Origin of the sequence: Nitrospirillum amazonense (assembly GCF_029594735.1) — a bacterium.
Taxonomy (GTDB): Bacteria; Pseudomonadota; Alphaproteobacteria; order Azospirillales; family Azospirillaceae; genus Nitrospirillum; species Nitrospirillum amazonense.
Map to the genome: position 1 here is coordinate 1960166 of NZ_JARPAF010000002.1, position 25680 is coordinate 1985845.

29 protein-coding genes are annotated in these 25680 nt (G+C 67.9%); 15 read left to right on the forward strand and 14 right to left on the reverse strand.

Annotated features, from left to right (window positions below; translation table 11 throughout):
- Window positions 1-7: 7 nt before the first annotated feature.
- Both pssA and P5F91_RS14990 read right to left on the reverse strand, forming a co-directional pair.
- Window positions 8-961 carry a CDP-diacylglycerol--serine O-phosphatidyltransferase gene (gene pssA, locus P5F91_RS14985; protein ID WP_145609209.1) on the reverse strand — a complete coding sequence of 318 codons (954 nt, stop codon included), beginning with the start codon at window positions 959-961 and terminating at the stop codon, window positions 8-10.
- On the reverse strand, window positions 961-1653 hold the full coding sequence (locus tag P5F91_RS14990) for a phosphatidylserine decarboxylase (RefSeq protein WP_145609208.1): 693 nt from the start codon (window positions 1651-1653) through the stop codon (window positions 961-963). Before P5F91_RS14990 ends, pssA begins: the two co-directional genes overlap by 1 nt.
- Window positions 1654-2010: 357 nt before the next feature.
- On the opposite strand from P5F91_RS14990, the gene P5F91_RS14995 reads away from it, so the two are divergent.
- The gene (locus P5F91_RS14995) at window positions 2011-2433 is read left to right on the forward strand and encodes a response regulator (protein ID WP_145616127.1); all 423 of its coding nucleotides are present in this window, start codon (window positions 2011-2013) and stop codon (window positions 2431-2433) included.
- A 1-nt stretch (window position 2434) separates the two neighbouring features.
- Here the strand turns inward: P5F91_RS14995 and P5F91_RS15000 are convergent, their stop codons facing one another.
- Window positions 2435-2791: a DUF1428 domain-containing protein gene (locus P5F91_RS15000; RefSeq protein WP_145609206.1), complete on the reverse strand. Its 357-nt coding sequence runs from the start codon at window positions 2789-2791 to the stop codon at window positions 2435-2437.
- 159 nt (window positions 2792-2950) lie between these two features.
- Here P5F91_RS15000 and hrpB point away from each other — a divergent pair, with 159 nt between their 5' ends.
- Window positions 2951-5458 (forward strand): ATP-dependent helicase HrpB, encoded by a 2508-nt coding sequence (gene hrpB / locus P5F91_RS15005; protein ID WP_277907883.1) that lies wholly within the window; start codon window positions 2951-2953, stop codon window positions 5456-5458.
- Between the two features lie 42 nt (window positions 5459-5500).
- Here hrpB and bla read toward each other — a convergent pair whose 3' ends face one another.
- The 7 genes from bla to P5F91_RS15040 all read right to left on the reverse strand — a co-directional run bounded on the left by bla (window position 5501) and on the right by P5F91_RS15040 (window position 12335).
- A complete protein-coding gene (gene bla / locus P5F91_RS15010; protein WP_277907524.1) occupies window positions 5501-6508 on the reverse strand; it encodes a class A beta-lactamase in 1008 nt (335 codons plus the stop codon).
- 99 nt (window positions 6509-6607) lie between these two features.
- Window positions 6608-7714, reverse strand: a complete 1107-nt coding sequence (spbR, locus tag P5F91_RS15015) for a SpbR family protein (RefSeq protein WP_145609204.1) — start codon at window positions 7712-7714, stop codon at window positions 6608-6610.
- 215 nt (window positions 7715-7929) lie between these two features.
- Window positions 7930-8709 carry a DUF6969 family protein gene (locus P5F91_RS15020; RefSeq protein ID WP_145609203.1) on the reverse strand — a complete coding sequence of 260 codons (780 nt, stop codon included), beginning with the start codon at window positions 8707-8709 and terminating at the stop codon, window positions 7930-7932.
- 15 nt (window positions 8710-8724) lie between these two features.
- A complete protein-coding gene (locus tag P5F91_RS15025; protein WP_145609202.1) occupies window positions 8725-9387 on the reverse strand; it encodes an ABC-type transport auxiliary lipoprotein family protein in 663 nt (220 codons plus the stop codon).
- Complete coding sequence (locus tag P5F91_RS15030) at window positions 9384-10352, reverse strand: MlaD family protein (RefSeq protein WP_040846323.1); 969 nt, start codon at window positions 10350-10352, stop codon at window positions 9384-9386. Before P5F91_RS15030 ends, P5F91_RS15025 begins: the two co-directional genes overlap by 4 nt.
- Window positions 10353-10373: 21 nt before the next feature.
- Window positions 10374-11186, reverse strand: a complete 813-nt coding sequence (locus tag P5F91_RS15035) for an ABC transporter ATP-binding protein (RefSeq protein ID WP_479684992.1) — start codon at window positions 11184-11186, stop codon at window positions 10374-10376.
- A gap of 9 nt (window positions 11187-11195) precedes the next feature.
- On the reverse strand, window positions 11196-12335 hold the full coding sequence (locus P5F91_RS15040; protein WP_145609200.1) for an MlaE family lipid ABC transporter permease subunit: 1140 nt from the start codon (window positions 12333-12335) through the stop codon (window positions 11196-11198).
- Between the two features lie 220 nt (window positions 12336-12555).
- Here P5F91_RS15040 and P5F91_RS15045 point away from each other — a divergent pair, with 220 nt between their 5' ends.
- Window positions 12556-13071, forward strand: a complete 516-nt coding sequence (locus P5F91_RS15045; RefSeq protein WP_145730052.1) for an adenine phosphoribosyltransferase — start codon at window positions 12556-12558, stop codon at window positions 13069-13071.
- Between the two features lie 162 nt (window positions 13072-13233).
- Here the strand turns inward: P5F91_RS15045 and P5F91_RS15050 are convergent, their stop codons facing one another.
- Entirely contained in the window at window positions 13234-14013 is a 780-nt protein-coding gene (locus tag P5F91_RS15050) for an ABC transporter permease (protein ID WP_277907525.1), read from the reverse strand.
- Entirely contained in the window at window positions 14010-14819 is an 810-nt protein-coding gene (locus P5F91_RS15055) for an ABC transporter ATP-binding protein (RefSeq protein ID WP_145609197.1), read from the reverse strand. The genes P5F91_RS15050 and P5F91_RS15055 overlap by 4 nt, the downstream gene beginning before the upstream one ends.
- Window positions 14820-15029: 210 nt before the next feature.
- Here P5F91_RS15055 and P5F91_RS15060 point away from each other — a divergent pair, with 210 nt between their 5' ends.
- The 11 genes from P5F91_RS15060 to P5F91_RS15110 all read left to right on the forward strand — a co-directional run bounded on the left by P5F91_RS15060 (window position 15030) and on the right by P5F91_RS15110 (window position 22904).
- Entirely contained in the window at window positions 15030-15665 is a 636-nt protein-coding gene (locus P5F91_RS15060) for an ATP-dependent Clp protease proteolytic subunit (RefSeq protein ID WP_416235224.1), read from the forward strand.
- A 114-nt stretch (window positions 15666-15779) separates the two neighbouring features.
- Window positions 15780-16514 carry a hypothetical protein gene (locus P5F91_RS15065; RefSeq protein ID WP_277907526.1) on the forward strand — a complete coding sequence of 245 codons (735 nt, stop codon included), beginning with the start codon at window positions 15780-15782 and terminating at the stop codon, window positions 16512-16514.
- A 136-nt stretch (window positions 16515-16650) separates the two neighbouring features.
- Complete coding sequence (locus P5F91_RS15070; RefSeq protein ID WP_145609195.1) at window positions 16651-17850, forward strand: MFS transporter; 1200 nt, start codon at window positions 16651-16653, stop codon at window positions 17848-17850.
- Between the two features lie 115 nt (window positions 17851-17965).
- Window positions 17966-19093 (forward strand): catalase family peroxidase, encoded by a 1128-nt coding sequence (locus P5F91_RS15075; protein ID WP_277907527.1) that lies wholly within the window; start codon window positions 17966-17968, stop codon window positions 19091-19093.
- Window positions 19090-19629 carry a cytochrome b gene (locus P5F91_RS15080; protein WP_277907528.1) on the forward strand — a complete coding sequence of 180 codons (540 nt, stop codon included), beginning with the start codon at window positions 19090-19092 and terminating at the stop codon, window positions 19627-19629. The genes P5F91_RS15075 and P5F91_RS15080 overlap by 4 nt, the downstream gene beginning before the upstream one ends.
- A 30-nt stretch (window positions 19630-19659) precedes the next feature.
- Window positions 19660-20226 (forward strand): sigma-70 family RNA polymerase sigma factor, encoded by a 567-nt coding sequence (locus tag P5F91_RS15085; protein ID WP_277907529.1) that lies wholly within the window; start codon window positions 19660-19662, stop codon window positions 20224-20226.
- Window positions 20223-21035 (forward strand): anti-sigma factor family protein, encoded by an 813-nt coding sequence (locus tag P5F91_RS15090; protein ID WP_145609191.1) that lies wholly within the window; start codon window positions 20223-20225, stop codon window positions 21033-21035. The genes P5F91_RS15085 and P5F91_RS15090 overlap by 4 nt, the downstream gene beginning before the upstream one ends.
- A gap of 136 nt (window positions 21036-21171) precedes the next feature.
- On the forward strand, window positions 21172-21630 hold the full coding sequence (locus P5F91_RS15095) for an SRPBCC family protein (RefSeq protein WP_145609190.1): 459 nt from the start codon (window positions 21172-21174) through the stop codon (window positions 21628-21630).
- The gene (locus P5F91_RS15100) at window positions 21623-21961 is read left to right on the forward strand and encodes an ArsR/SmtB family transcription factor (RefSeq protein WP_277907531.1); all 339 of its coding nucleotides are present in this window, start codon (window positions 21623-21625) and stop codon (window positions 21959-21961) included. The genes P5F91_RS15095 and P5F91_RS15100 overlap by 8 nt, the downstream gene beginning before the upstream one ends.
- A gap of 138 nt (window positions 21962-22099) precedes the next feature.
- On the forward strand, window positions 22100-22459 hold the full coding sequence (locus P5F91_RS15105) for a hypothetical protein (protein WP_277907532.1): 360 nt from the start codon (window positions 22100-22102) through the stop codon (window positions 22457-22459).
- 100 nt (window positions 22460-22559) lie between these two features.
- On the forward strand, window positions 22560-22904 hold the full coding sequence (locus tag P5F91_RS15110; RefSeq protein WP_277907533.1) for a hypothetical protein: 345 nt from the start codon (window positions 22560-22562) through the stop codon (window positions 22902-22904).
- Between the two features lie 50 nt (window positions 22905-22954).
- Here the strand turns inward: P5F91_RS15110 and P5F91_RS15115 are convergent, their stop codons facing one another.
- Window positions 22955-23887 carry a bestrophin family protein gene (locus tag P5F91_RS15115; RefSeq protein ID WP_277907534.1) on the reverse strand — a complete coding sequence of 311 codons (933 nt, stop codon included), beginning with the start codon at window positions 23885-23887 and terminating at the stop codon, window positions 22955-22957.
- Between the two features lie 332 nt (window positions 23888-24219).
- On the opposite strand from P5F91_RS15115, the gene P5F91_RS15120 reads away from it, so the two are divergent.
- Window positions 24220-24549 (forward strand): hypothetical protein, encoded by a 330-nt coding sequence (locus P5F91_RS15120; RefSeq protein ID WP_145609185.1) that lies wholly within the window; start codon window positions 24220-24222, stop codon window positions 24547-24549.
- Window positions 24550-24585: 36 nt separating this feature from the next.
- Here the strand turns inward: P5F91_RS15120 and P5F91_RS15125 are convergent, their stop codons facing one another.
- A complete protein-coding gene (locus tag P5F91_RS15125; RefSeq protein WP_277907535.1) occupies window positions 24586-25614 on the reverse strand; it encodes an agmatine deiminase family protein in 1029 nt (342 codons plus the stop codon).
- Window positions 25615-25680 lie beyond the last annotated feature (66 nt).

Here is a 25680-nt window from a genome sequence, read left to right on the forward strand (position 1 = left end):
GGGTTGGTCAGGGCTGCGGCGGCGTCCCGTCGGTTGGCGGCACCGGCGGTTGGCCGGCCACCGGGTTCACCACGCTTTCCGACGCCATGGCGCCCTCCGTCATCGTACCCTCCGTCATTACGCCCTCTGGCCCTTCCGGCTCCGCACCGACCAGCGATTCCGCCTGCGTCATCAGGCGTTGGTACTGGCGCACGCTGAAGGGCAGCGTGACGAGGTAGCCCACGCCCAGGATCAGCAGGGTGGTCCATGGCGCGCTGACGACACCGGCCGCCAGCAGCACCAGGCCCAGGAAAATGAAGACGACATAGCGCGGGTGGATGCGCAGCCCCTTCAGGGAAAAGGTGGGGATGGCGCTGATCATCAGCGCCGCCATGCCCACGGTCCACACCACGACGAAGGCCGGGTGGCCCACGACCGTCCTCCCCATCTCGAAACTGGCGACGATGGGCAACAGGGCCAGACCGGCGCCGGCCGGGGCCGGCACGCCGGTGAAGTAGTTGTAGGCCCACACCGGCTTCTGCGCGGCCGACCCCAGGGCGGTGTTGAAACGCGCCAGGCGCAAGGCGGCGCAGGCCCCGAACAGCAGGCAAGCGATCCAGCCGAAGCTGCGCGCCTCGTTCAGGCCCCACATGTACAGGATCATGGCCGGGGCCACGCCGAAGCTGACCACGTCGGACAGGCTGTCCAGCTCCGCCCCGAACTTGCTCTGCGCGTTCAGCAGGCGGGCGATGCGGCCGTCCAGCGCGTCCAGCACGGCCGCGACCACGATGGCGACGACCGCGTGTTCCCAGCGCTGCTCGGTGGCGAAGCGGATGCCCGTCATGCCGGCCGACAGGGCCAGCACCGTCAGCATGTTGGGCAAGAGCTTGTTGATGGTGAGGCCACCCAGGCGCGGCGGCCGGATGGCCCGGCGCCGCCGTCCCAGCGCGCCCCCGCCTGTCCTCGGGGGACGTTGCACCATCAGCGCACCACGCCCTGACGCTGCGGCTCGGCGCTGGCCAGGTCGGCCAGGATGGTTTCGCCGCCCAGGGCCTTCTGTCCCACGACCACCAGGGGCTGCACGCCATCCGGCAGGTAGACGTCGGTGCGGCTGCCGAAGCGGATCAGGCCGTAGCGCTCACCAGTGGACACGCTCTGCCCCGGCTTCAGGGTACAGATGATGCGGCGGGCCACCAGGCCGGCGATCTGCACAAAGGCGATCTCGCGCCCGTCGGGCATGGCCAGGCGGATGCTCATGCGCTCGTTCAGGTCGCTGGCCTTGTCCAGGGCGGCGTTCAGGAACTTGCCCGGGTGGTATTCAGCGCGTGTCACCGTGCCCTCGATGGGGGTGCGGTTGATGTGCACGTTGAACACGTTCAGGAAAATGCTGATGCGGGTCAGCGGCTCCGGCCCCATGCCCAGCTCCGGCGGCGGCACCGCCTTGGTGATCATCTGCACCAGGCCGTCGGCCGGGCTGACCATCAGGCCGGGGCGGGTGGGCACCACACGGTCGGGATCGCGGAAGAAGTAGGCGCACCATGCCGTCAGGATCACCCCGATCCAGCCCAGGAAGGTGGAGAGCCAGAACAGGATGAGGGTGACCACGGCGAAGGCCAGGATGAAGGGCCAACCGGCGCGGTTGATCGGCACGATGACGGTGCTGAGAGCGGACATTTGCACTTTCCAAAGGCGGCCCCGGGGATGGGTCCGAGGGATATGGGCGGGCCCCAGGGAGATGGGTAGACCGGCGCAGTGTAGACAGGGCCGGTCCGGATTTTAAGTGTCAATGCATATCGTTCGGGTTAACGGAAAAGCCGTTCCAGCTGTTCAAGGCCTTTTTTGGCCATACGCCAAGGTCGGCAGCTGCACACTGCGCTCCACCCTGTGAACTATGACAGGTTGCCTACCGGTCTCTTCCGCAAAGGCGGATACCCTTTCACATCGTTTTGCGGAAAAATGTAGTCAATCTGGGTCAGCCTCTGGCAACGGCGCGCCCTGGTGTTTCTTGCGACGTTGACAGGTTGCTGCGCTGTGCGTGCCGAACAGACAATCGATCGGGAACTGACCCAGCGGTCCTCCACGGCCCGTCATCCCCGTTATCGCATCGTGGTCGTTGAGGATGAGGCGCTGATCGCCCTCGGCCTCCAGCAAATCCTGTTGCAGCAGGGCCACGAGGTCTGCGCCGTCGCCGCGTCAGTGGAAGAGGCGGTCGAGGCGGTGGACCATCATCGTCCCGACCTGGTGCTGATGGACGTGATGCTGCGGGGGCGTGACGACGGCATTGAAGCGGCGGAGCGCATCTGGAAGCGCTTCGGCATCCGCAGCCTGTTCACCAGCGCCGTCGATGCCAACATCCTGCGCAACCGCACCCATTCCATCTCCCTGGGCTTCATCACCAAGCCCTATCGGGCGGAGGACTTCCAGCGCAGCCTGGAAGCCCTGAGCCTGGCCTGAGTTATTCGCGCCCCATGACATGCAGCGGGCTGAAACAGCCGTAGATCAGCCGCTTCGCATCGAACGGGATGTCACCAGGAATATTGAAGCGCGTATCGTCGCGCATCTTCTCCTCGGCCGCGTCCAGCGTCTCCTTGTCCGGCCACACCTGCCAGGAAAAGACAATCTTCTCCCCCGGCTGGGCCGCCACCGCCCGGCGCATGTCGGTCTGCTTGCCGTCCGGGACGTGGTCCTCCCAGGACTCGACGATTTCCAGGCAGCCAAATTCCTTGAACAGCACGGCGCTGTTTTTCGACCAGGCGCGATAGGCGTCCTTCTTGTCCCCCGGCACGGGAATGACGACCCCGACGATATACATGACCCAGCCCCCCTTTGGATGACGCGTGGGTTCGCATGATACCAGAACGCCGCCGGCGCGGATCGCCCAGAGGGGGAATCACCTTTGGCGCGACGCCGCGCACGGGCAACCTCGGCTATAGGGGTGGCAGCGGGCACGGCCGCGCGCTATGACGGCACCATGCCGCCCATCGACCAGACCGACCTTCCCATCGATGCCGTGCTGCCGGACTTGTTGCGGGTTCTGGCCGGCACGCCCAACGCCGTGCTGCAGGCCGCCCCCGGCGCCGGCAAGACCACGCGCGTGCCCCTGGCCCTGCTGGACCAGCCCTGGCTGGCTGGCCGGAAGATCATCATGCTGGAACCCCGGCGCCTGGCCGCCCGCGCCGCCGCCAAGCGCATGGCCGACACCCTGGGCGAGGCCGTGGGCGGGACGGTGGGATACCGGGTCCGCCTGGACACGCGCGTCGGGCCGGCGACCCGCATCGAAGTCGTGACGGAGGGCCTGTTCCTGCGCCAGTTGCAGGGCGACCCGTCGCTGGATGGCGTGGGTGCCGTGCTGTTCGACGAATTCCATGAACGCAGCCTGGACGCCGACCTCGCCCTGGCCTTTTGTCTGCAGGCCCAGGGCCTGTTGCGCGAGGATCTGCGCCTGCTGGTCATGTCCGCCACTCTGGATGGCGCCGCCGTAGCCAGACTGTTGGCTAACGGGGGACAGGACGCGGCCCCTATGGTGACCAGCGAGGGCCGCGCCTTTCCGGTGGAAACGCGCTGGGTGGAGCCCGCGCCCACCGACCGGCTGGAGACGGCCGTGGCCCGCGTGGTCAAGCGTGCGCTGATGGAGGAGCCGGGCAGCGCCCTGGTCTTCCTGCCCGGAACAGGCGAAATCCGGCGGACGGAAAAGGCCCTGGCCGATCTGGGCCTGCCCCGCGACGCGGTGGTCGCCCCGCTCTATGGCAACCTGGCGCTGGACCAGCAGGAGGCGGCCATCCGACCGGCGCCGGCCGGCCAGCGCAAGGTGGTGCTGGCCACCGCCATCGCTGAAACCAGCCTGACCATCGACGGCATCCGCATCGTCGTCGACGCCGGCCAGGCCCGCCTGGGCCGCTTCGATCCCGGCAGCGGCATGAACCGGCTGGAAACGGCCCGCGCCTCCCGCGCCTCCGCCGACCAGCGCCGGGGACGCGCCGGCCGCTTGCAACCGGGCGTCTGCTATCGGCTGTGGAGCGAACAGGCTGACCGTGCGCTGACGCCCTATGCCCCACCGGAAATCCTGCGGGCCGACCTGGCCCCCCTGGCGCTGGAGTTGGCGGCCTGGGGGATCGATGACGTGACCGCCCTGCCCTGGCTGGACCTGCCGCCGGCGGCCCCCCTGGCTCAGGCCCGTACGCTGCTGAGCCAGTTGGGCGCCCTGGACGACGCGGCCAGGATCACCCCCCACGGCCGACGCATGGCCACGCTGGGCATGCATCCCCGCCTGGCCCACATGGTGCTGGTGGGCATGGATCTGGGCCTGGGCGCGGCCGCCGCCCACCTGGCGGCCCTATTGGAGGAGCGCGATCCCCTGCGCGGCATTTCGCGGGATGCCGACCTGCGCCGCCGGCTGGATCTGCTGTCCGGCCAGGACGGTGGCGCCGCTGATCGCAACGCCCTGCGCCAGATCCGGGAAAGTGCCCGCCAGACCATGCGCCAGTTGCGCATCACCGACCGGTCGTTCACGGGGGAGGATGCCGGCCGCCTGCTGGCGTTGGCCTATCCCGACCGCCTGGCGCAGAAGCGCCCCGGCGGCCAGGGCCAATACCGCCTGGCCAATGGCAAGGGCGCGGTGCTGGACAGCGCCGACGCCCTGTCCCGCCAGGATTGGCTGGCGGTGGGCGACCTGGACGGCGACGCACGCGAGGCCCGCATCTACCTGGCGGCCCCCGTCACGCGGGAAGAGATCGAGGAGGTCTACGCCGACCGCATCGTGACGGAAGAGCTGGTGAGCTGGGACGGGCGCGAACAGGCGGTGCTGGCCCGCCGTCGCCGCCGCCTGTTCGGCCTGGTTCTGAAAGACGAGGCGCTGAGCCAACCCTCGGCCGAGGCCATGGCCGCCGCCATGATGGCCGGCATCCGCGAGATGGGCCTGACGGCGCTGCCATGGACCAAGGCGCTGGAGGCCTGGCGGGAGCGCGTGCGCTTCCTGCACCGCTCGGGCGGCGCCGACACTTGGCCCGACCTGTCGGACGAGGCGCTGCTGGCCACCATGGAGACCTGGCTGGCCCCCTACCTGCCGGGCATCAGCCGCGTCAGCCATTTGCCGCGCCTGGACCTGCACAGCGCGCTGACCGGCATGCTGGACTGGGCTCAGGGCCAGGAGCTGGAGCGTCAGGCGCCCACCCATATCGACGTGCCCAGCGGGTCGCGGCTGCCCATCGACTATTCCGGTGAGATCCCCACCCTGGCCGTGCGCCTGCAGGAGCTGTTCGGCCTGCCGCAGACGCCGACGGTGGCGGGCGTGCCCGTGCTGCTGCACCTGCTGTCGCCCGCCCACCGCCCCATCCAGGTCACCCGCGACCTGGCCTCCTTCTGGGCCAACACCTACCGTGACGTGAAGAAGGATCTGGCGGGCCGCTACCCCCGCCACTATTGGCCCGACAACCCGCTGGAGGCGGAGCCGACGGCCAGGGCCAAGCGACGCGGGACTTAGTTTCAGCACCCTCAAACGCCGGCCCGACCGCGCCTTCGCCGCTTACGGCTTCCAGCTTTCGACCACCGCCCGCGCCACGCTGGCGATGAAGGCATCCGCCCGCTCCCGTGGGCCTTGCACACTGGCGACGTAAACCGCCACGGCGTAACGGTGGCCATCCGGCGCCGTCATCAGGCCCACGTCGTTGTTGGCCAGGGTCACGCCTTCGACAGAAGGCCCTGCTCCCGGCTTGTGCGCCACGGTCCAGCCTGCCGCCAGGCCGGCCTTCAGACGGTTGGGCTGGGTGGTGGTGTGGTCCAGGATGTCCAGCAGGCGCCGGGTGCTGGCCGGGCTCAGCAGCTCGCCCTTGTCCAGCCGCTCAAGCAGCAGGGCCATGGTGGCCGGCTGGGCCGTGTCGCGCGGGTCGCTGAGATAGGCCTCACGCTTGGCCAGGCGGGTGGCGACTGGCACGGCGTCGGCCGCGGCCTTGAACGCCGCCGGCTCGACATAGGCGTCCTTCCAGGTCAGGCCCAGGATGTCGCTTTGCAGGTGGCGCTCATCGCGGTCCACGCGGATGCCGTCCAGCCCCCGGGCCGTCAGCGCGGCCTGCACCACCGCCGGCCCGCCGATCAGGCGCAGCACGGTGTCGGCGGCGATGTTGTCGCTGTCCGCCACCATGCGCGCCATCAGATCGTCCAGCGTGGTGGTCCAACCGGCGGGGGTAATGTTCTTGGCCAGCGGCTGCCAATAGACGGAACGGTCCCGGGGGTAGAGCGTGACCTTTTGCGCCAGGTCCATGCGGCCGTGATCCACCAGATCCAACAGCGCGATGGCCACCGTCAGCTTGAACACGCTCTGCTCGGGAAAGCGCTCCCGCGCCTTCACCCCTGCCTCGGCACCGGTGAGCCCATCGCGCACAGCGATGCCCGCCCGGCCGGGGAATTCGTGGGCCAGCCGGTCCAGGCGAGCCTGCAGCACCGGCATGTCCAGGGAACCGGCGCCGGCGGGTTCTGCGACGGCAAAGCACAGGGCGGCGGCGGCGCAGGCCGCGCGCAGCGTCGATGTCAGCATTGGAAAGGTCCCCATCCCTCTCGGGCCTGCCGAAGATCGGCGGCCACGGAGGAGTGCCCGGAAACTATGGTGGAAGCGTGGCGGCCAAGCCGACCAGCATCAGACCTTGGTGGTCAGGTCGGTCAGCTTGCTCAGCAGATAGTCCAGATCGTCGCTGGCCATTTCCTCGAACTGGGTGAGGATGCGTTCCAGCATCTTGCGGCGATGGCGCTCCAGGTCATGCTCGCCGCCGTCGAACTCCGTCTCGTTGGCGACGTCCAGCGCCACCTTGATGGCCGGGTAGATCGACTGCGGCATGCCGGTGCGATCGAACAGCGCCTTCATGCCCAGCTTGCCGGCATCGTGGATCAGCATGCGGGCGTTGGGCGTGGGGATGCGGGCCAGCTGGGCCAGCGCCACCTCGAAGAAGGCCACGTCGCCCATGCACAGCGACCGCAGCAGCAGCGACGGCGACAGGCGGCCGTTGCGGTACAGCTGTTCCACCAGCGTTTCCAGCTGGGCGTCGGTGGCGACCCCCACCAGCTCATAGGTCGCCTTTTCGCGCCCCTGCAGGACGATGTCGCTGGCGACGTCGGCCGGCAGTTCATGCCGTTCCACCAGCCGCTCGCGCAACTGTTCCGACACCATGGTCACCAGGCGCTCGGCAATGGTGACGGGCAGGCTGCCCCGCTCGATCATCGGGGCGTGGACGGCGTCGCTCTTGGGGAAGCGGTTCAGCACGCGGGTCAGCGCCGCCTCATTCACCTTGGCGGCCTCGTTGGCCATCAGGGTGGCGACGGCGGTCTCGGCGCCATTGTCCACCAGCGCGTCGGCCACGCCCTCAGACACGTCGGGACGCTTGGCCACGGCCGATTGTTTGGCTTCCGAACCGGTCTTGATCAGTTCGATCAGGTCGGCGTCGGTCAACACCGACGACAGTTCGATGAAGGGCAGCGACACCTCTTCCACGTCGCGCGCCAGTTGCAGGGCGACGTCGCGGGGAATCGCGGGGTAGGTCTTCAGGCTCTCCGACAGGGCGGAACGGACGCGCACGGCGGCGTCGCGCGCCATCAGGCGGACGATGTCCTCGGCCAAGGCCCGTTCGGAAGGGGAAAGCTGATCCGCGCCGAACTGGGCGGCAACCTTGGTGGCCATTTCGGCCCGGGTCGTGGCGGATGGATCGGCCAGAAGCCGTTGCACATCCTGATGCGTCAAGGTCTCGGACATTGGCAGGGCAACCCGCTCCCTTCGCTACCGACCGGCCACCTGGCTTTCCATCCCCACCCCTCGGCCGTCATGCGCGGCCGGACCGGGGGTACCAGGCTTCACCACCATTAAGGTTCCCGATGCACGCCGGGTAACCATTGCCCAGTAATAATACAGCCTTCCCCGTCTTGGCCAACGCCATTTGGGTGATATTCCCCGCCTATGCCCAGGGGCTGCTACGCGGGATCCGCCATAGGGGATTGCTGACGGTTGCGCCGACGCAGCGCGCGCTCCAGCTCCTGGATGCGGCCGTCCACGTCCACCAGCCGTTCCGATGTCACTTCGAGATCGCGGTCCTCATAGACGTAACTGCCGGGGCGTTCCGCCTGCCAGCGACCGACAGTTGCATCTCTTTCTTGCAAAAGCTCAATAATTTCATAGCGGTACAGATTAACGACCGCGGTGATCCAGCGGTTCAGCGGCCAGGACGGCCGGGCGTGGTCGATCTGGAAGCCTTCCAGCATCCGCACCACGTCGGCCGCCGCGTACCAGGTTTCCCCTGTCACCCAGCGGTTGGTGGTGAACAACCGTGTCACCCGGCCCATGCCGTCGATGGAAATCCCCACCAGGTGGCTGAGCGCGGCGTTGCCGTCGGAGTCGGGCTGGAGATCGGGCAAGGGCGCCGGCGCCACCCCATCCGGCATGCCCAGGGGCCTCATGAAGGTGTGAAAATGCCCCATCTCCTCACCAACCAGTTCCGACTCCGGGTGGGCGTGGAAGTAGTATTGGGCGTGGTATTCGCTGTCGTAGACATCCCCCGGCGGATGATGGTGCCAGGGGTCCAGCGGCGGCACCACGTCGCGCAAGACCTCGCTCAGCACAGTGTCGCCGGTCTTGGCCAGCACCCGCGTGCATAGGCTGACTTCGCGCGCGGCCTCCACCAGCCGGGTCAGGGTCTCGTATGGCAGGCCATCGACAACGGAACTGCCGCGCGCGGGGCCCCGGAGGAAGGGCATGGCCGTTCCCTTCCCTTAGACGCCGCCGCCGGCGCGCCGCCCGGGCTGCAAGGCCCATTCGGCCACCTGCCGGGCCAGCGTGTGGAAGGCCTCGTCATAAGCCGCCAGCACGGCGGGGAAGCCCGTGGACTTGGCCGGCACCCGGATTTCGAAGCCCTGGCTTTCCTGGATGGTGCGGCGGGGCAGCGTCACCATCTTGCACTGGACACGGACATGCACGGTGGGCACGTCCTCCACCGTCGCGTGGGGATATTCCGCCTGGAAATCGCGGATATCGGTCAGCAGGACATAGTCGGCGCGCAGGCCCGACCCCTCGCGTCCCACACCCGAGATACGGCCGGAATATTCGAAGGACTCGATCAGCAGGCCCTGCACCATCTCCGGCATCGGGTCCTGCCACTCGGCATCAAAATAACCGAAGTCCCCCTCCAGGCGGCGCAATGCGATTCGCGTGGTGTTCAGCACCGAGGTGGTGGTGGGCACGCCCACCAGCAGCTGCCAGCCCACGGGCGGGGCCGGCGAGAACTCGCGCGCGGCCGTCAGCCGCACCACGTGCGGCGGGCTGTCGAACACGGAACAGGCGGGCAGCGCCCCCAGCGCCAGGCCGCCGCCCATCACCCCCATCCCGCGCGCCAGCAGGCGGCGCCGGCTCATCGTACCCTTGTGGGCCCCCCTCATTTCACCTCCACCCCACGCTGCCGGCCACCGAACAAGAAGCCGGACGGATCGTTCTCGATACGGTTGGTCACCCGCGACAGGTTGTTGCTGAGCGTGCGCAGGTCACCGATCAGCTGGGTCAGGTCATAAAGGCCGCTGGAGGTGAAGTCGCGGATGGGCCCGCGATTCTCCTCCACCATGCCGCGCAGCTGCTCCACGGTCTGGTTCAGGTTGCGGGTCAGGACCTTCACGTCCTCCGCCGACTGGTTCAGGTTGCCGCTGATGCGCTTGGCGTCGCTGCCCACCGTGTTCACGGTGGTGCGGGTATCGACCAGCAGCGCCTCGGTCTGCTTGCTGATCTCGCGCACACTGCCGCGCAGCTCGTTCACAAGATGGCCTGCGTCCTGCACCGTGCCGTTGGCGGCCCCGGCGGTGGACGCCAGGTTGGCCAACATGGAGGCGAAGGCCTTCTGGTTGTCCGGCGTCATGAAACCCGCCAGGCTGTCAGACAGCTTGATCAGGTTTTCCAGCAGGTGGGGCGCCTCCTGCAGCAGTGAGGCGATGTTGCTGGGGCGCGAGGGGATGACGGGCACGTCGACGTCGTTCTGCGTCTCGCGCAGCAGCGGCGCCTCCTGGCTGCCGCCGGCGATCTCGACATAGACGCCGCCGGTAACGCCCACCGGCTCCAGCGAGGCCACGGCGTCGGACTTGATGGGGGTGTCCTTGGGCACCTCCACCTTCACCTCGATGCGTTCCACGTTGCCGGGATCGATGCGGATGTCGGTGACGCGGCCCACGGCCACGCCGCGATAGCGCACGGGGCTGCCCGCCACCAGGCCGGTGACGGAGCCTGAGAAATAGATGCGGTAAGGGGTCGACGCCTTGTCGAACTGGACCTTGGCCAGCCAGACGATGGCGATGAACAGGGCCGCCGTCAGTGCCAGGATGAACCCGCCGACGAGCGCGTAGCTGGCGCGCGTTTCCATGTGAATTCAGCCCCTAACTGCTCAGCTCTTCACGGCCGCGCGGCCGCGCGGTCCATGGAAGTAGTCATGGATCCAGGGATGCGTGTCCGCCAGCAACATGTCAATGGTTCCCACCCTCATCTTACGGTCGACCAGCACCGCGATGCGATCGCAAATGGCATAAAGGCTGTCCAAATCATGGGTAACCATGACGACGGTCAGGCCCAAGCTGCGCTGTAATGTCCCAATCAGCTCATCGAAAGCGGCGGCACCGATGGGGTCCAGGCCGGCCGTCGGCTCATCCAGAAACAGGATTTCCGGATCCAGCGCCAGGGCGCGGGCCAGGCCGGCGCGCTTGCGCATGCCGCCCGACAGCTGGGACGGGTATTTGGAGCAGCTGTCCGGCGGCAGGCCCACCATGGAAATCTTGATGCGGGCCAGTTCCTGGATCAGACAGTCCTCAAGATCCGTGTGCTCCTTCAGCGCCACCATGACGTTCTCCGCCACGGTCATGGAGCTGAACAGGGCGCCGTCCTGGAACAGCACGCCCCAGCGGCTCTGGATAGTGCGACGGGCGGCGCTGTCGGCCGTCCACATGTTGGTGCCCAGCACCTCCACCCGGCCGGCGGTGGGGCGCAACAGGCCGATGATCTCCTTCAGCAGCACGGACTTGCCCGTGCCGGACCCGCCGACCACGCCCATCACCTCGCCCCGGCGCACATCCAGATCTACCCCGTCATGCACCGTCTGGCGGCCGAAGCGGGTGACCAGGCCGCGCACCTGGATGACCGGCGTCATGTTGTCTCCCACCGGGTCTCCCACCAGGTTGCCCCCCTCTGAGTTGCCAAGGCTCATCGGCGTCCCTCAGATCTTGAGATAGGAGAAAAGGATGGAGAACAGCGCGTCGAGCACGATCACCAGGAAGATGGATTCGACCACCGACCGGGTGGTCAGCTTGCCCACGCTTTCGGCGCTGCCGGTCACGTTCAGGCCCTCGAAGCAGCCGACCAGCGAGATGACCATGGCGAAGACCGGCGCCTTGATCAGGCCCACCAGCATGGTGGTCGGGCTGACCGCCACCTGCAACTGCCGCAGGAACTGGCCCAGCGTGATGTCCAGCGTGCCGTAGGACATGACCGCGCCGCCGAACAGCCCCACCACGTCGGCGTAGAAGCTGACCAACGGCAGGGCCACGAACAGGGCGGCCAGGCGGGGCAGCACCAGCATCTCGATGGGGTCCAGCCCCAGCACCTGCATGGCGTCCACCTCCTGGTTCACCTTCATGGTGCCGATCTGCGCGGTGAAGGCGGAACCGGAGCGGCCGGCGACGATGATGGAGGTGATCAGCACCCCCAGTTCGCGCAGGATGCCGATGCCCAGCAGGTTGACGACAAAGATTTCGGCGCCGAATCGCCGCAGCTGATCAGCACTCTGATAGGCCAGCACCACGCCGATCAGGAAGGTCAGCAGGCCGATGATGGGCAGGGCGTTCAGGCCCACCTGTTCCAGGTGGAAGAAGAAGGCCGTCCAGCGGAAACGGCGCGGATTGCGGGCTACGCGGGCGATGGTGATGAACACCAGCCCGAAGAAGCTCAGCAACTGGAACGCGTCCTGCGCCAAGCTGAAGGCACCCTTGCCCACCCGCTCCAGCAGGTCGTGAAAGGGCCGGTGCGGCGTGGTGACCTCGGGATGGCGCACCACGGCGCGACGCACGTCGCGCAGCAGGGTGCACTGGGCCGGCGTCGCGCCGACCACGGCTACCGTTTCCCCCTCCGCCCGCAGGCGCTCGATCAGGCGGTCCAGCACCAGGGCGCCGGCGGTGTCCATGCCCGACAGGCCGGACAGGTCCAGCAGCACCTGGCCCGGCTTGCGCTCCGGCTTCAGGCGGGTCAGCGCCGTGTCCAGATGCTCCGCCCCCGCCAGATCCCAACGGCCCAGTGCGGCCAGCAACCAATGGTCGCCGTCCCATGCCGTCTTGATCACGCCGCTGCCTGCCGCCGCCATCTCGCCCCTTCGCCGTCCCCGCCCCCTCCTGACGGGGGCGCCGGGCGGCCTTGCTCGTCCTTCACTTGACAGAAAGGCCCGCTGCGGGTCAACAGCAGCGGCCGCGAGGTGTCCATTGGGCGGTTGCGGCACGGCTTGGCGCTGGCATGCCGGACCAGCCTCCCCTATGATTTCGCGCCCCGGGACCGGGGCGTTTCCGTTTCCCCCGAGGCCTTTCCCCATGGACCTGAAGAGCCACATCCGCGGCGTCCCGGACTATCCCAAGCCCGGCATCCTGTTCTACGACATCTCGCCGCTGCTGGCGCACGCCGACGCCTGGGCCGTCGCCATGGGCCGCATGGCCCGACTGATCCAGGAAACGGGCGTCGATTTCATCGTGGGCATCGAGTCCCGCGGCTTCCTGATGGCCGCCCCCCTGGCGCTGAAGTTGGGCCTGGGCTTCGCCATGGTGCGCAAGAAGGGCAAGCTGCCGGGCGACGTGGTGCGCCACTCCTATGATCTGGAGTACGGCAGCGACACGGTGGAGATCCAGGCCGACCTGGTGAAACCCGGCCAGCGCGTGGTGGTGGTGGACGACCTGCTGGCCACCGGCGGCACCATGACCGCCGCCATCAAGCTGTTGCGCGACGTCGGCGCCGACGTGCGCGCCGCCGCCTTCCTGATCGAGCTGGACTTCCTGGAAGGCCGCAAGAAGCTGGATGTGCCGGTGCTGTCGCTGCTGAACTACGACAAGTAGGTCAGCAGACCCTCAGACGCCGGGCGGGCGCATCCGCGCCCTTGGGCTTATCCTCGCGTTTCAGTCCGCTACGCTCCCCAAAACGCTCCGGCGGCCCCCCATTTACGTAAACAGGGCCGTGGCCTACCAGGGCATGAGGCTCCTCCTCATGCCCTTGGTACATCACGAGCGGCTTGCCTCGCTGTCGTGCCACCGCCGGAGCGCCAGGCGCTGCACCAGAGACAGCAGCGCGAAGATGGTGATGCCCAGCAGGGAAAGCAGCGCCAGGGCCGCGAACATGCGGGGCGTGTTCAGGCGGTTGCTGGCGTCGACGATGCGCCAGGCCAGGCCGCTGCCCGTCCCTGACCCTGCCACGAACTCCGCCACCACGGCGCCGATCAGCGCCAGGCCGCCCGAGATCTTCATGCCCGCCAGCAGGTAGGGCAAGGCCGAGGGCAGTTCCAGCCGCCACAGCACCTGCCACTTGCTGGCGCCATAGAGGCGGAACAGGTCGCGCAGACCCGCGTCGGCCGAGCGCAAGCCCAGGGTGGTGTTGCCCAGGATGGGGAAGAAGGCGACGATCCAGGCCAGGATCAGCTGCGCCAGATCCACCCGCTCATACCCCACCCAGACCAGCAGCAGGGGCGCTATGGCCATTACCGGCGTCACCTGCAGAATGACGGCGTAGGGATAGAGGGCGGAGGCCAGCAGCGGCGACCGGGTGAACAGGATGGCCAGCGCCACCCCGCCCACCACCGCCAGGGCGAAGGCCTGCAAGGTCACGGTCAGCGTGAACCAAAGCGACAGGCCCAGCGTGTTGGGATCGGCCAGCAGGGCCGCCACCACCGCGCTGGGCGGCGGCAGGACGAAGGCAGGCACGGCCAACAGGCGCACCAGTCCCTCCCAAGCCGCCAGGACGATCCCGCCCAGGATGACGGGGGCCACGCGACGCACCGTGTTCATGCCGCACTCTCCCCCGATGGCCGCCCCGGTGGCCGCATAGCCTCCGCCAGAGCCAAGGAAACCGTGCGGCACGCGGCGGCGTATCGGGCGTCGGTGCGCAGGGCCTCGTCCCGGGGATAGGGCAGATCCAGCGGGATGTCGGCATGGATGCGTCCCGGCCGGGGGGCCATGACGATGGCGCGATTGGCCAGGTACACGCCCTCATAGACGCTGTGGGTCACGAACATGGCGGTGAAGCGCTGCTCCCGCCACAGGGCGAGCAGGTCGTCGTTCAGCTTCTGCCGCGTGATCTCATCCAACGCCGCGAACGGCTCATCCATCAGCAGCAGGCGCGGCCGGGTGACCAGGGCGCGGGCGATGGAGGCGCGCATCTTCATGCCGCCCGACAGCTCACGCGGATAGGCCCGGGCGAAATCGGCCAACCCCACCTGGGCCAGCAGGGCGCTGACGCGGGCGTCGGCTTCGGCGCGCGGCACCTTGGCCAGGTCCAGCGGCAGGCGGACATTGTCCTGGATGCGGGCCCAGGGCATGAGTGTCGGCTCTTGAAAGACCATGCCTATCCCACCTGGGCCGATACCGCCGGTGGCGGCCGGCTGGGCCCAGGCGATGCGGCCGGACGTGGGTGCCACCAGGCCGGCGACATGGCGCAGGATGGTGCTCTTGCCGCAGCCGCTGGCGCCGACGATGGCCAGGAACTCCCCCGCGCCCACCGCCAGCGAGATGTCGGTCAGCGCCAGCGTCCCGTTGGGATAGCGCTTGGTCACGCCCTGCAATTCCAGGAAGGGTGCCGGCCCCTGCCCCATCATGTGATCCCGTCTCCAGCCGATGCGGCCTTAACCTTTACCGATGCCGAGAGCGGCGCGCCACCCTTGCTAGACCGGCCGGGGTAGCCGATCATGGTAAAAGCCTTCTGTCACGGGCGGGTTGAATGGGGCGGCGAATCCCGCTACCTGATAAGGGTGCGCGGATGGGCCGCCGGTCTGGCCCCCGCCTTGTTCGTTCCCAAGGAGATCCTGGTGACCCTGCCGATCCGCTTCGACGACGAAGAACCCGACGCCCCCGAGTCCGCTCCGGAAGGCGGCAAGGAGGAGAAGTCCAAAGGCGCGCCCTTCTCCCCCGTGGCCCAAAGCCTGTTCAAGAGCCGCACCATCCTGCTTTTCGGTGAGATCAACCAGAAGATCGCCGAGAGCACGGTCGCCCAGCTGCTCGCCATGGCGGCCGAGAGCGACGACCCCATCCGCCTGGTGATCAACTCCCAAGGCGGCCATGTCGAAAGCGGCGACAGCATCCACGACGTGCTGCAGTTTATCCGCCCGCGCGTCCTGGTCCTGGGCACCGGCTGGGTGGCCAGCGCCGGCGCGCACATCTTCCTGGGTGCGGCCAAGGAAAACCGCTACTGCCTGCCCAACACCCGCTTCCTGATCCACCAGCCGATGGGCGGCACCGGCGGCCAGGCCACCGACATCGCCATCGAGGCGCGCGAGATCGTGAAGATGCGCAAGCGTCTGAACAGCATCATCGCCCGTGAGACCGGCCAGCCGCTTGAGAAGATCGAGCAGGACACGGACCGTAACTTCTGGATGTCGGCGGAAGAGGCCAAGGATTACGGCATCGTCACCCACATCATCAGCAAGGCCGATGACCTGAAGTAAACCCTTGAGCTTCAGAGACCCGATGCCTTGATACGTCGATCAAAGCCGCCCGCGCCCCCGGCGCCGGCGGCTTTTTTCTTGGCCCCGATCGCCCCTTCTGGTCCGGAGTTCCGCATGCCCGACACCGCCGCCTTCCCCCTGTTCTACCCCACCTACCAGCCCTTCATGGGGGAACGGTGGGAGATGCGGCTGGCGGCCCTGGTCATCTGTCCCGGCTATTGGTCCGGGCCGCGCATGGTGGAAAACATGGCGGCGCTGATCCGCCACGACAGCGGCAACACCCGCGCCTGGATGTCGATGACGCCCATGGAAACGGAAAGCCAGGAGATCGGCTGTCAGCTGGCCAGTGGCCGTACGGTGGTGATGGGCATGGGCATGGGCTGGGCCGTGGCCAACGCCGCCCTGAACCCCGCCGTCACCGCCGTCACCGTGGTGGAGTTCGATCCGGAAGTGCTGGCGGCGGTGGAACAGTCCGGCATCTTCCGCCAGTTGCCGTCCGAGGCCGCCGCCAAGATCACCATCCACCAGGGCGACGCCTACACCTGGACGCCGGTGGACGGCCAGCCCTTCGACACCCTGCTGGCCGACATCTGGCTGCCACTGCACGGCCTGGGCCGTGAGGCCCAGGTGCGGACCATGGCCGCCAACACCGGCGCCACCCGGATCTATTTCTGGGGCCAGGAGATGAACATGGCCTGGCGCCTGAAGGAACTGGGCCTGCCCGTGGACGCGGCCGGCATCGCCCGCGTGGTGGCGGAATGGGGCCTGCCCCTGCTGGGTCCGGACCAGCCCGGCTATGCGGAACGGGCGGCGGCGGCGGCCGAGCGCTGGCTGCGCGCGCCCGAATAAGCGACCTTCACAAAGTTCCCAGACCGCCATCCCGTAGCGTCATGCCTCCTGCTGCAACGCAGCATGACAGCGCTTACCTATTTTCGGCGATGCTAAGGGCATCCACGATAGCGTCGCCGATTCCGGAGTGATTCCAGTGCCATTGCCCCTGCTCGCCCTCGCCATCGCCTCCTTCGGTATTGGCACGACCGAGTTTGTGATCATGGGCATGCTGCCGGATCTGGCGCAGGATCTGCGCGTCACCATCCCGCAGGCCGGCATGCTGGTCACCGCCTATGCCTTGAGCGTGGTGGTGGGCGCCCCCATCCTGGCGGTATCGACCGCGCGGCTGCCGCGCAAAAGCGCGCTGATCGGTCTGATGGGCATCTTCATCTTCGGCAACTTCTGCTGCGCGGTGGCGCCCACGTACGGGCTGCTGATGGCGGCGCGCATCGTCACCGCCCTGTCGCACGGCACCTTCTTCGGCATTGGCGCCGTGGTGGCGGCTGGCCTAGTGCCGCGGCACAAGCGGGGCCAGGCCATATCCCTGATGTTTTCCGGCCTGACGCTGGCCAACGTGCTGGGCGTGCCCCTGGGTACGGCGCTGGGGCATGAGCTGGGCTGGCGCGCCACCTTCTGGGCCGTGGTCGCCATTGGCGTCATCGCCGCCGCCGCCCTGACCCTGTGGCTGCCGCGCGGCTTGCCGGGCAGCAGCGGCGGCAGCCTGCTGGGCGAGTTCCGCGTGCTGGGCCGCCCCCAGGTCGCCATGGCCATGATGATCAGCGTCATCTCCTCCGCCAGCCTGTTCAGCGTGCTAACCTACATCACCCCGCTGCTGGAGCGTGTCACCGGCTTCACCCCCGATCAGGTCACCTACGTCCTGCTGTTGTTCGGCGTGGGGTTGACGGTGGGCAACCTGGTGGGTGGGCGCCTGGCCGACTGGAAGATGATGCCCGTGGTCATGACCACCTTCGGCATCATCACCCTGATCCTGGTGGCCTTGGTATGGACCAGCGCCACGCCCCTGGGCGTCGTGCCCACGCTGGTGCTCTGGGGCATCGCCGCCTTCTCCGTCGGCTCCCCCTTGCAGATGCGGGTGGTGGACCAGGCGCGCGGCGCGCCCAACCTCGCCTCCACCCTGAATCAGGGCGCCTTCAACATGGGCAACGCGCTCGGCGCCTGGTTCGGCGGCATCGCCATCGACCATGGCGTAGCCTACGGGAATTTGCCCTGGCTGGGCGCAGGCCTGGCCGTCTGCGCCCTCAGCCTGACCGCCATCGCCGCCGCCACGGACAAGGGCGGCACGCAGGCGGATGGCGTGCAGGACGACGACGCTTGCCCCGGCTTCGCGCATTGACGTCGCTTCAATAGAAAAAATTTCGCCCCGTCTGGAATAATCCGCCGGCGGCGGCGTCAATGGGGGGTGCGGCCCCCTTGGGGGCCCGTTTCCAAGGCCGAAAGGGACCCCGCCCATGCCTGGCTATCGAGTTCAGGATATCCTCAGCCGCCGCAGCCTGGTGTCGCTGCTGGCCATCGCCGCCGTCGCGGGCGGGGCCACCGCCGCCTTCGCCTATGCCGGCGGCTGGCTATCGCCCGGCCGGCTGCAGCCGACCCAGATCGTGAACGCGCTGGAGGGCCATGACGGCAAACATGACGGCTTCCGTCGCGCCCATGCCAAGGGGCTATGCGTGGTCGGCCATTTCGACGGCAACGGCCAGGGCCTGGCCCTCAGCAAGGCCAGCCTGTTCCGCCAGGCCACCACCCCGGTCATCGGCCGCTTCTCGCTGGCCGGCGGCGTGCCCAACGCCGGTGACGGCCGCGTCACCTTCCACAGCCTGGCACTGAAGTTCGACCTGCCGCAGGGCGAACAATGGCGCATGGCGCTGAACCACGTGCCCGTGTTCCCCGTGGCCACGCCGCAGGCATTCCTCGACTTCCAGCTGGCGACCACGCCCGACCCCGCAACGGGTAAGCCAGATCCGGCCAAGGTGCAGGCCTACATGGCGCAGCATCCGGAAACCAAGGCCTTTGCCGACTATATGGCCAAGGCGCCCCTGCCCAGCAGTTTCGCCAACGCCAACTACAACAGCGTCAACGCCTTCCGCTTCACCAACGACCGGGGCCAGACCCGGGTGGTGCGCTGGATCTTCACTCCCGAGGCGCCGTTCGAGGAGCTGGACAAGGCGACGCTGGCCGACCGGCCGCGCGACTTCCTGTTCGATGAGGTCGCGGGCCGCCTCGCCCAGGGCCCGCTGGTTTGGCATCTGTCCGTCATCCTGCCCAACGCCGGCGATCCCACCGACGACGCCACTAAGCCCTGGCCGGACGACCGGCAGCGGGTGGAGGTCGGCATGCTGACCATCGACCGCGCGGTGGCCGAGGATGACGGCCCCTGTCGCGACGTGAACTTCGACCCCACCATCCTGCCCGCCGGCGTGTCGCCCTCCGACGATCCGCTGCTGGCCGCGCGTTCCTCCGTCTACGCCGTGGGCTACACCCGCCGCACAGGTGAACCCGCGGCTGCCAGCGCGCTGGCGGCCGACAAGGCCTTCCCCGCCCCCGCTTCCAGCCAGCCCGCCGCCAAGGAGTCCGCGCAATGAAATCGACCACGTTCAGCGGCGCCGCCCGGCTGCTGCATTGGCTGATGGCCGTTCTGATCATCGCCATGCTGTTCATCGGCGTGGGCATGGTCTCCACCGTCGGGGCCAGCCACAACTGGCTGGTGCCGCTGCACAAGTCGGTGGGCGTCACCCTGCTGCTGCTGGTGCTGATCCGCCTGGCCGTGCGTGCCGCCAAGGGCACGCCGCCGCTGCCGGCGGACATGCCGGCGCCGCAGAAGGCCGTCGCCCACCTGTCACACCTGGTGCTGTACGCCTTGATGATCGCCCTGCCGCTGGTGGGCTGGTCCATGCTGTCGGCCGGCGGCTACCCCATCACCGTCTGGGGTGCTGTGCACCTCCCGCCGCTGCTGTCGCCGGACAGGGGGCTGTACGCATCCCTGCGCCACCTGCACACCTATCTGGCGTACGCTTTGTTCCTCACGGTGATCGCCCACTTGTCCGCCGCCCTGATGCATGGCCTCATTTTCAAGGATGGCGTGTTCCAGAGCATGGCGGCCTGGCGCACCCGTCGCTGACGGTGGACCCCGGACCGAGGGATGCGTGCCATGAACGACATGATGCTGCTGGTCGAGCCGCTGATTCCTCCACTGCGCCGTTATGCCCGGGCGCTGGTGAAGGATCACGCCACGGCGGACGATCTGGTGCAGGATTGTCTGGAGCGGGCCATCACCCGCTGGCACCAGCGGCGGCAGGACGGTGACGCCCGCACCTGGCTGTTCACCATCCTGCACAACCTGGCCGTCAGCCATATGCGCCAAAACCGGCGGCGCGGCAGCCATGTCACCCTGGACGACGGTGTGGACGAGGCCATGATCGCCCGGCCGGCGACGCAGGAGGACGCGCTGCACCACGCCGATGTGATGCAGGCCCTGCAAAGCCTGCCGGAGGACCAGCGCAGCGTGCTGTTGCTGGTATCGGTGGAAGACCTGACCTATGCCGAGGCCGCGCGGGTTCTGGACATCCCCATCGGCACCGTCATGTCCCGCCTGGCCCGGGCGCGGGAAAAGCTGTTGCAGAAGATGGAGGGCGCCCCCGCGCAGGAGGCTGCGAAGGGCGGCGCCACCATCCATCGCCCCGTTTTCGGCGCTGGAATTTTCAGGAGAGTGAAATGAACCCCGGCCGCCCCATCACCGAAGAAGACTTCCAGGCCTACGTCGACCACGCCCTGGACGAGCGGCGCCAAGAGGAGGTTGAGGAGTACCTGTCCACCCACCCCGACGCCGCCCGGCGGGTGGCCGCCTACGCCGCCCAGCGTCAGGCCTTGCGCGCCGCCCTGGCCCCCATCGCGGAAGAGCCGGTGCCCGACCGCCTGAACCTGGCCCGCCTGATCGAGGCGCGGCAACACCGCCAGGCGCACTCGTGGCTCTCTGCTCCGGGGGCCGGCCTCTGGCGCAACATCGCCGCCGCCGTGGCCCTGGTGCTGATCGGCGGGGCCGGCGGCTGGTCCATGCACGGCATCACCGCCGGCAAGGCGTCGATGAACCCTGAGAGCATGCTGACTCAGGAGGCCATGGACAATTACCGCGTCTACGCCGCCGACGCCGTGCGGCCGGTGGAAATGCACGCGGGCGAGCAGGAGCAGCTGCTGCGCTGGGTGTCGCAGCGGCTGGACCGCAAGGTGGCGGTGCCCGACCTGTCGGCCTCCGGCTACCGGTTCATGGGCGGGCGCCTGGTCGCCACCGCCCACGGCCCGGGCGCCATGTTCTTCTACGACGACAGCAGCGGCAACCGCATCGCCATGCTGGTGCGGCCCATGAAGCAGGACGGCGACGCCCCCATGACCGAGCACCAGAAGGACGATGTCGGCGGCGTCACCTGGTGCAACCGCGGTATGGGCTACAGCTTGGTGGCCGACGCCTCGGCCCAGGCGCTGCACCCCTTGGCGGACGAGGCGCGTCGGCAGCTGCGCACGAAGATTTGAGCTTTCGCGGGCATGGCGGCGAACCAAACGTCGTCCCCGCGCTTGTACAGATCGGTTACTGGATTAAAACGGCAACCACTAGGTTGCCGTTTTTGTTTGGGCAGGCTATAAAACGGCAACCAGGAGGTTGCGCAAAATGTCCGATCATATTCGCAAATATATCGAGTTGAAGGCCCCCATCTCCCGGGTGTGGCGCGCCCTGACCGACCATGAGGAATTCGGCACCTGGTTCAGGGTCAAGCTGGACGGGCCCTTCGTCCCGGGGCAGGACGCGACCGGCCGCATCACCCACCCGGGCTATGAGCATGTGAAGTGGCGGGCCACCGTGGTGCGGATGGAGGAACCGCACCTGTTCTCTTACACCTGGCATCCCTACGCCGTGGATCCGGAGAAGGATTATTCCAGCGAAACACCGACCCTGGTGGAATTCAAGCTGGAGGAGCGGGACGGTGGCACCCTGCTGACCATCACCGAAAGCGGCTTCGACACCCTGCCCGACCATCGCCGGGTCGAGGCGCTGCGCATGAACGAGGGCGGGTGGACAGCCCAGGCGCACAACATCCGCGCCCATATCGAGGGGCCGATGAATGACTGAGGCCGTCGCGGCCAACCCCGCCGCCAACCCCGCCACGGTCTTCGCCGCCCTGGGCGATTCCACCCGCCTGTCCCTGCTGTCCCGCCTCAGCGATGGGCACGCGCGGTCCATCGCCGCCCTGTCGGCCGACACCACCCTGACCCGCCAGGCGGTGACCAAGCATCTGCACGTGCTGCAGGATGCCGGCCTGGTGGCCTGTGTGCGGGTGGGCCGGGAAAGCCGCTTCGCCTTCCAGCCGGAACCGGTGGCGGCGGCGCGCGGCTATCTCGACACCGTATCGGCACAATGGGAAGACGCCCTTTCCCGCCTGCGCGCCTTCGTGGAAGGCTGAGTTTTCCGCCTCTCAAAAAAATTCAAAAAAATTTTCGTGCCCGGGAATAAAGCGATCTGGCCGGCGTCTTATTGGCATCCCCAGCGCGGGAAAAACAAAACCCCCTCAACGCGATGTCAAATTAAAGGAGCTTAGGCCATGAACACCCGGACTCTGTCTGCATCGATCAGGATCACCGTCGCCGCCGCCTTGACGGGCGCCGCCGCCCTCGCCGCCCCGGCATTTGCCGCCCCGGTCGCCGCCCCCGAGGCCACCACCATCCAGCACACCTGCGAACAGACCCTGGGCCTGACCGTCAACGACAGTGGCTACGCGGCCTGCGTCGCCACGCTGGCCCAGGCGCACGCCGCTGGGGTCCGCGCCGCTGGCACCCAGCCGCAGACGCCTGCCAACACCGCGTGCGCCGACGCGGGTCTGGCCCCCGGCACCGCCGACTATGGCCGCTGCGTCGCCAACCTGGATGGCGCCCTGACCCAGGCCCAGTTGTCCGCGAACTGAGCCTCCGCCCGCTCTCGAAGCGGGCATCCTTTAAAAATCCGCTCTTAAAAACCGACCTTCTCAACATGGAGTAAAGGCCATGAACACCCGGACTTTGCCGATGCTTATTAAAACCGGCGTCGTCGCCGCCCTGCTGGGTGCCAGTGTCGCCGCCCCGGCCTTCGCGGCCGCCCCGCTGACGGTCACCGTCACGGCCCCCGGCACCGCCACTGTCCAGCATGCCTGCCAGTCGACCTTGGGACTGACCGTCAACAACACCGATTATGCCGCCTGCGTCGCCACCCTGAACCAGGCCGTTGCCGCCGCCCAACCCCAGAATCATCGCCCGGCACCCACCGGCAACGCTTGCGCCGAGGTGGGGCTTACGCCTGGCACCAACGGATTCGAACGCTGCGTCGCCAACCTGGACGGCGCGTTGAACCAGGTGCTGCTGGCCCCGAACTGACCGCCCCCTTTCGGCCCCGCGCCCTGTCCCAGGGCGCGGGCCGCCGGCGATCACATCAGCACGTGGCCCTTGGGCTGCGGCAGGGATGGCAGGTCCGTCTCCCCCAGCGTCTCGCGCAAATTGATCTCCATGGTGTCGGCCAGCGCCTCGATCGGTAGGGCGTTGAGCCGGGTGCCGAACGGCTCCTCCAATTCGTCCCCCAGGGCGTCCAGGCCGAAGAAGGTGTAGGCCACCAGCCCGGTGATGAAGGGCGTGCCCCAGTGCAGGACGTCGGCGAAGCCGAAGGGCAGCAGGAAACAGAATAGATAGGCCGTGCGATGCAGCAACAGGGTGTAGCCGAAGGGCACCGGCGTGTTGCGAATGCGCTCGCACGCCGCCAGGACGGCCGACATGCGGCCCAGCGTGCTCTCCAGCACCGTGTACTGGATGTCGCTGACATAGCCGCCGGCCAGCAGCTCTGCCAGGACTTGGCCCATCTGGCGCAGCAGGAAATCCGGGCGGTTGCGGCTGGCCTCGAAGCCCGCCAGCTGGCCAGCCGACAGGAAGCGGCGCGGCTTGGTGGCGTCGCCGCCGGGCCGCAGGTGGCAGACCAAGGCGTGGCCAAAGGCCATGGCCAGGCGCAGCAGCTGGCGGCGCGCGGCCTTGGGCTCCTTCCCGCCCTGGCCCTCCCGGTCCAGCACCAGCGTCTGCCGGCCCAGGTCGCGCACGGTGTAGAGCAGCTGGCCCCAGTCCTTGCGCGCCTCCCACCAGCGGTCGTAGCAGGCGTTGTTGCGGAAGCCCAAGAACACCGACAGGGCGATGCCCAATAAGGCGAAAGGCGCGCCATTGAAGGCGGGCACCCAGCCCGGATGGGTGGCGCGCGCCCATACCACGCCCGCTGACAACACGAAGATGACCAGCACCTGGGGCAGGATGCGCAGAACGATGGAGCCGCGCAGGATGAAGAACAGCCGCAACAGGCCGGGCCGGTCCCGGACGATCATGGTGGAGCTTCCGTCTGACAAGGACCGCGGCCTTCGGGGTGATGGCGACCGGCGGCTTTTTCGGACGATGCACCCACCGTCGCCCCGAATCCAAACGCAAAATCAGGCGGCTGCCATCCGTTTCCTTAGCAGTGCGCCTTTAACTGCACCCAAACTGGTGAAAATATAAAAAGAAGGTTGAATTGTACAAATATTCATAAAAATAACATCAGTGATTGTTCCATAAACAACTGAATTGTCCAATCCAGTAGATGCCCCCACCCTTATAAAACACCCACACACCGATAGCGTGCCGGACACTTGGCACGCCGGCCCTTGAAGGAGATCATGCTATGTTGAAGTCTTCCGCCGCCGTCATCGCCACCCTATTTGCCCTGGGCGCCCAGCCGGTCCTGGCCGCCGACGCAATGCCGACCGTCACCGTGCACCCGTCGATCGACCGCGCCTGCCAGGACGCCTTGCACGTCAGCCCCGCCGACACCCAGTACGCCGCCTGCGTCGCCAGCCTGAAGGAGACGCTGTCCATGACCAAGAAGATGCATGAGCAACGCAGCAAAACCGCCTGCGCCGAAGCCGGCCTGACCGCGGGCACCGAGATCTACGACCGCTGCGTCACCAACCTGAGCGGCGCGCTGCAGCAGGCCCAGACGACGGTGAACTGATGAACGACGCCTGCCCACGCAGCAGCCGCGCCACTCTCAGGGGCGAGGCTGCTGCTGGGTGATGCAATGGATGCCGCCGCCGCCGCGCACGATGTCCAGCGCCGGGACCTGCACGATCTGGCGGTCGGGATAGAGGCGGCTGAACAGCTTGGCCGCCTCCGCATCCATGGGGTCCTCGAAGGCGGGCAGGACCACGCCGCCGTTGGCCAAGTAGAAGTTGGTGTAGGACAGGGTCAGGCGCACGCCCGCCTGTTCCTGGCGCGCCGGCGTGCGCAGGGTGACGATGTCCAGTTCCCGGCCCTGGGCGTCAGTCGCCATGGACAGCCGCTCGATATTGTCCTGGAAGGTGTCGAAGTTGGGATCGTCGGGATCGTCCGTCGTCATGGCCAACACCAGGCCCGGGCGGATGAAGCAGGCGATCTCGTCGATGTGGCCGTCGGTTTCGTCCTGCTCATACCCCCTGCCCAGCCAGATGATCTGGCGGATCCCTAAGAAGTCGCGCAAGTGCCCCTCGATCTCCCCCCGCGTCAGGCCGGGGTTGCGGTTGGGGTTCAGCAGGCATTCCTCGGTGGTGATCAGCGTGCCCTCGCCATCCACATGGAAGGAACCGCCCTCCATGATCAGCGGCGCCTTGAAGCGGGGAACATCCAGGCCCTTCAGGATTTCCGCCGCCACTTGGGTGTCGGCCTCGAAATCATCGTAGTTGCGGCCCCAGGCATTGAAGTCCCAGTCCACCCCGCCGATGCCGCCCTTGCCGTCGATGACGAAGCTGGGGCCGTTGTCGCGGATCCAGCTGTCGGACAGGGGCACGGGGATGACGCTGACCGGCGCGCCTGAGCACAGGATGGAGGAGTCGGCCACCTCCCCCGGCGGGGCCACGATGGTCACCGGCTCGAACTGCGCGATGGCCTTAGCCACGGCGGCATAGGCCCGGCGGGCGGCGTCCAGCCCGTTGGGGAAGGTCTCCGCCCGGTTGGGCCAGGCCATCCAGCAGCGGTCGTGCGGGTGCCACTCACCGGGCATGACAAAGCCCGCCGCAGCGGGGGAACCGGGGGTGTAGGTCATGGCGTCCGATCCTCCACCGCCCCGGATCGGGGCGGTTGCAAAGAATAGTATTCCGCCTGTGCTACA

What these genes read in the sequence shown, in the direction of transcription:
- pssA (WP_145609209.1), bottom strand. Translation starts at nt 961, where the DNA reads ATGGTGCAACGTCCCCCGAGGACAGGCGGGGGCGCGCTGGGACGGCGG.
- P5F91_RS14990 (WP_145609208.1), bottom strand. Translation starts at nt 1,653, where the DNA reads ATGTCCGCTCTCAGCACCGTCATCGTGCCGATCAACCGCGCCGGTTGG.
- P5F91_RS15000 (WP_145609206.1), bottom strand. Translation starts at nt 2,791, where the DNA reads ATGTATATCGTCGGGGTCGTCATTCCCGTGCCGGGGGACAAGAAGGAC.
- hrpB (WP_277907883.1), top strand. Translation starts at nt 2,951, where the DNA reads ATGCCGCCCATCGACCAGACCGACCTTCCCATCGATGCCGTGCTGCCG.
- bla (WP_277907524.1), bottom strand. Translation starts at nt 6,508, where the DNA reads ATGCTGACATCGACGCTGCGCGCGGCCTGCGCCGCCGCCGCCCTGTGC.
- spbR (WP_145609204.1), bottom strand. Translation starts at nt 7,714, where the DNA reads ATGTCCGAGACCTTGACGCATCAGGATGTGCAACGGCTTCTGGCCGAT.
- P5F91_RS15020 (WP_145609203.1), bottom strand. Translation starts at nt 8,709, where the DNA reads ATGCCCTTCCTCCGGGGCCCCGCGCGCGGCAGTTCCGTTGTCGATGGC.
- P5F91_RS15025 (WP_145609202.1), bottom strand. Translation starts at nt 9,387, where the DNA reads ATGAGGGGGGCCCACAAGGGTACGATGAGCCGGCGCCGCCTGCTGGCG.
- P5F91_RS15030 (WP_040846323.1), bottom strand. Translation starts at nt 10,352, where the DNA reads ATGGAAACGCGCGCCAGCTACGCGCTCGTCGGCGGGTTCATCCTGGCA.
- P5F91_RS15035 (WP_479684992.1), bottom strand. Translation starts at nt 11,186, where the DNA reads ATGAGCCTTGGCAACTCAGAGGGGGGCAACCTGGTGGGAGACCCGGTG.
- P5F91_RS15040 (WP_145609200.1), bottom strand. Translation starts at nt 12,335, where the DNA reads ATGGCGGCGGCAGGCAGCGGCGTGATCAAGACGGCATGGGACGGCGAC.
- P5F91_RS15045 (WP_145730052.1), top strand. Translation starts at nt 12,556, where the DNA reads ATGGACCTGAAGAGCCACATCCGCGGCGTCCCGGACTATCCCAAGCCC.
- P5F91_RS15050 (WP_277907525.1), bottom strand. Translation starts at nt 14,013, where the DNA reads ATGAACACGGTGCGTCGCGTGGCCCCCGTCATCCTGGGCGGGATCGTC.
- P5F91_RS15055 (WP_145609197.1), bottom strand. Translation starts at nt 14,819, where the DNA reads ATGATGGGGCAGGGGCCGGCACCCTTCCTGGAATTGCAGGGCGTGACC.
- P5F91_RS15065 (WP_277907526.1), top strand. Translation starts at nt 15,780, where the DNA reads ATGCCCGACACCGCCGCCTTCCCCCTGTTCTACCCCACCTACCAGCCC.
- P5F91_RS15075 (WP_277907527.1), top strand. Translation starts at nt 17,966, where the DNA reads ATGCCTGGCTATCGAGTTCAGGATATCCTCAGCCGCCGCAGCCTGGTG.
- P5F91_RS15080 (WP_277907528.1), top strand. Translation starts at nt 19,090, where the DNA reads ATGAAATCGACCACGTTCAGCGGCGCCGCCCGGCTGCTGCATTGGCTG.
- P5F91_RS15085 (WP_277907529.1), top strand. Translation starts at nt 19,660, where the DNA reads ATGAACGACATGATGCTGCTGGTCGAGCCGCTGATTCCTCCACTGCGC.
- P5F91_RS15090 (WP_145609191.1), top strand. Translation starts at nt 20,223, where the DNA reads ATGAACCCCGGCCGCCCCATCACCGAAGAAGACTTCCAGGCCTACGTC.
- P5F91_RS15095 (WP_145609190.1), top strand. Translation starts at nt 21,172, where the DNA reads ATGTCCGATCATATTCGCAAATATATCGAGTTGAAGGCCCCCATCTCC.
- P5F91_RS15100 (WP_277907531.1), top strand. Translation starts at nt 21,623, where the DNA reads ATGACTGAGGCCGTCGCGGCCAACCCCGCCGCCAACCCCGCCACGGTC.
- P5F91_RS15105 (WP_277907532.1), top strand. Translation starts at nt 22,100, where the DNA reads ATGAACACCCGGACTCTGTCTGCATCGATCAGGATCACCGTCGCCGCC.
- P5F91_RS15110 (WP_277907533.1), top strand. Translation starts at nt 22,560, where the DNA reads ATGCTTATTAAAACCGGCGTCGTCGCCGCCCTGCTGGGTGCCAGTGTC.
- P5F91_RS15115 (WP_277907534.1), bottom strand. Translation starts at nt 23,887, where the DNA reads ATGATCGTCCGGGACCGGCCCGGCCTGTTGCGGCTGTTCTTCATCCTG.
- P5F91_RS15120 (WP_145609185.1), top strand. Translation starts at nt 24,220, where the DNA reads ATGTTGAAGTCTTCCGCCGCCGTCATCGCCACCCTATTTGCCCTGGGC.
- P5F91_RS15125 (WP_277907535.1), bottom strand. Translation starts at nt 25,614, where the DNA reads ATGACCTACACCCCCGGTTCCCCCGCTGCGGCGGGCTTTGTCATGCCC.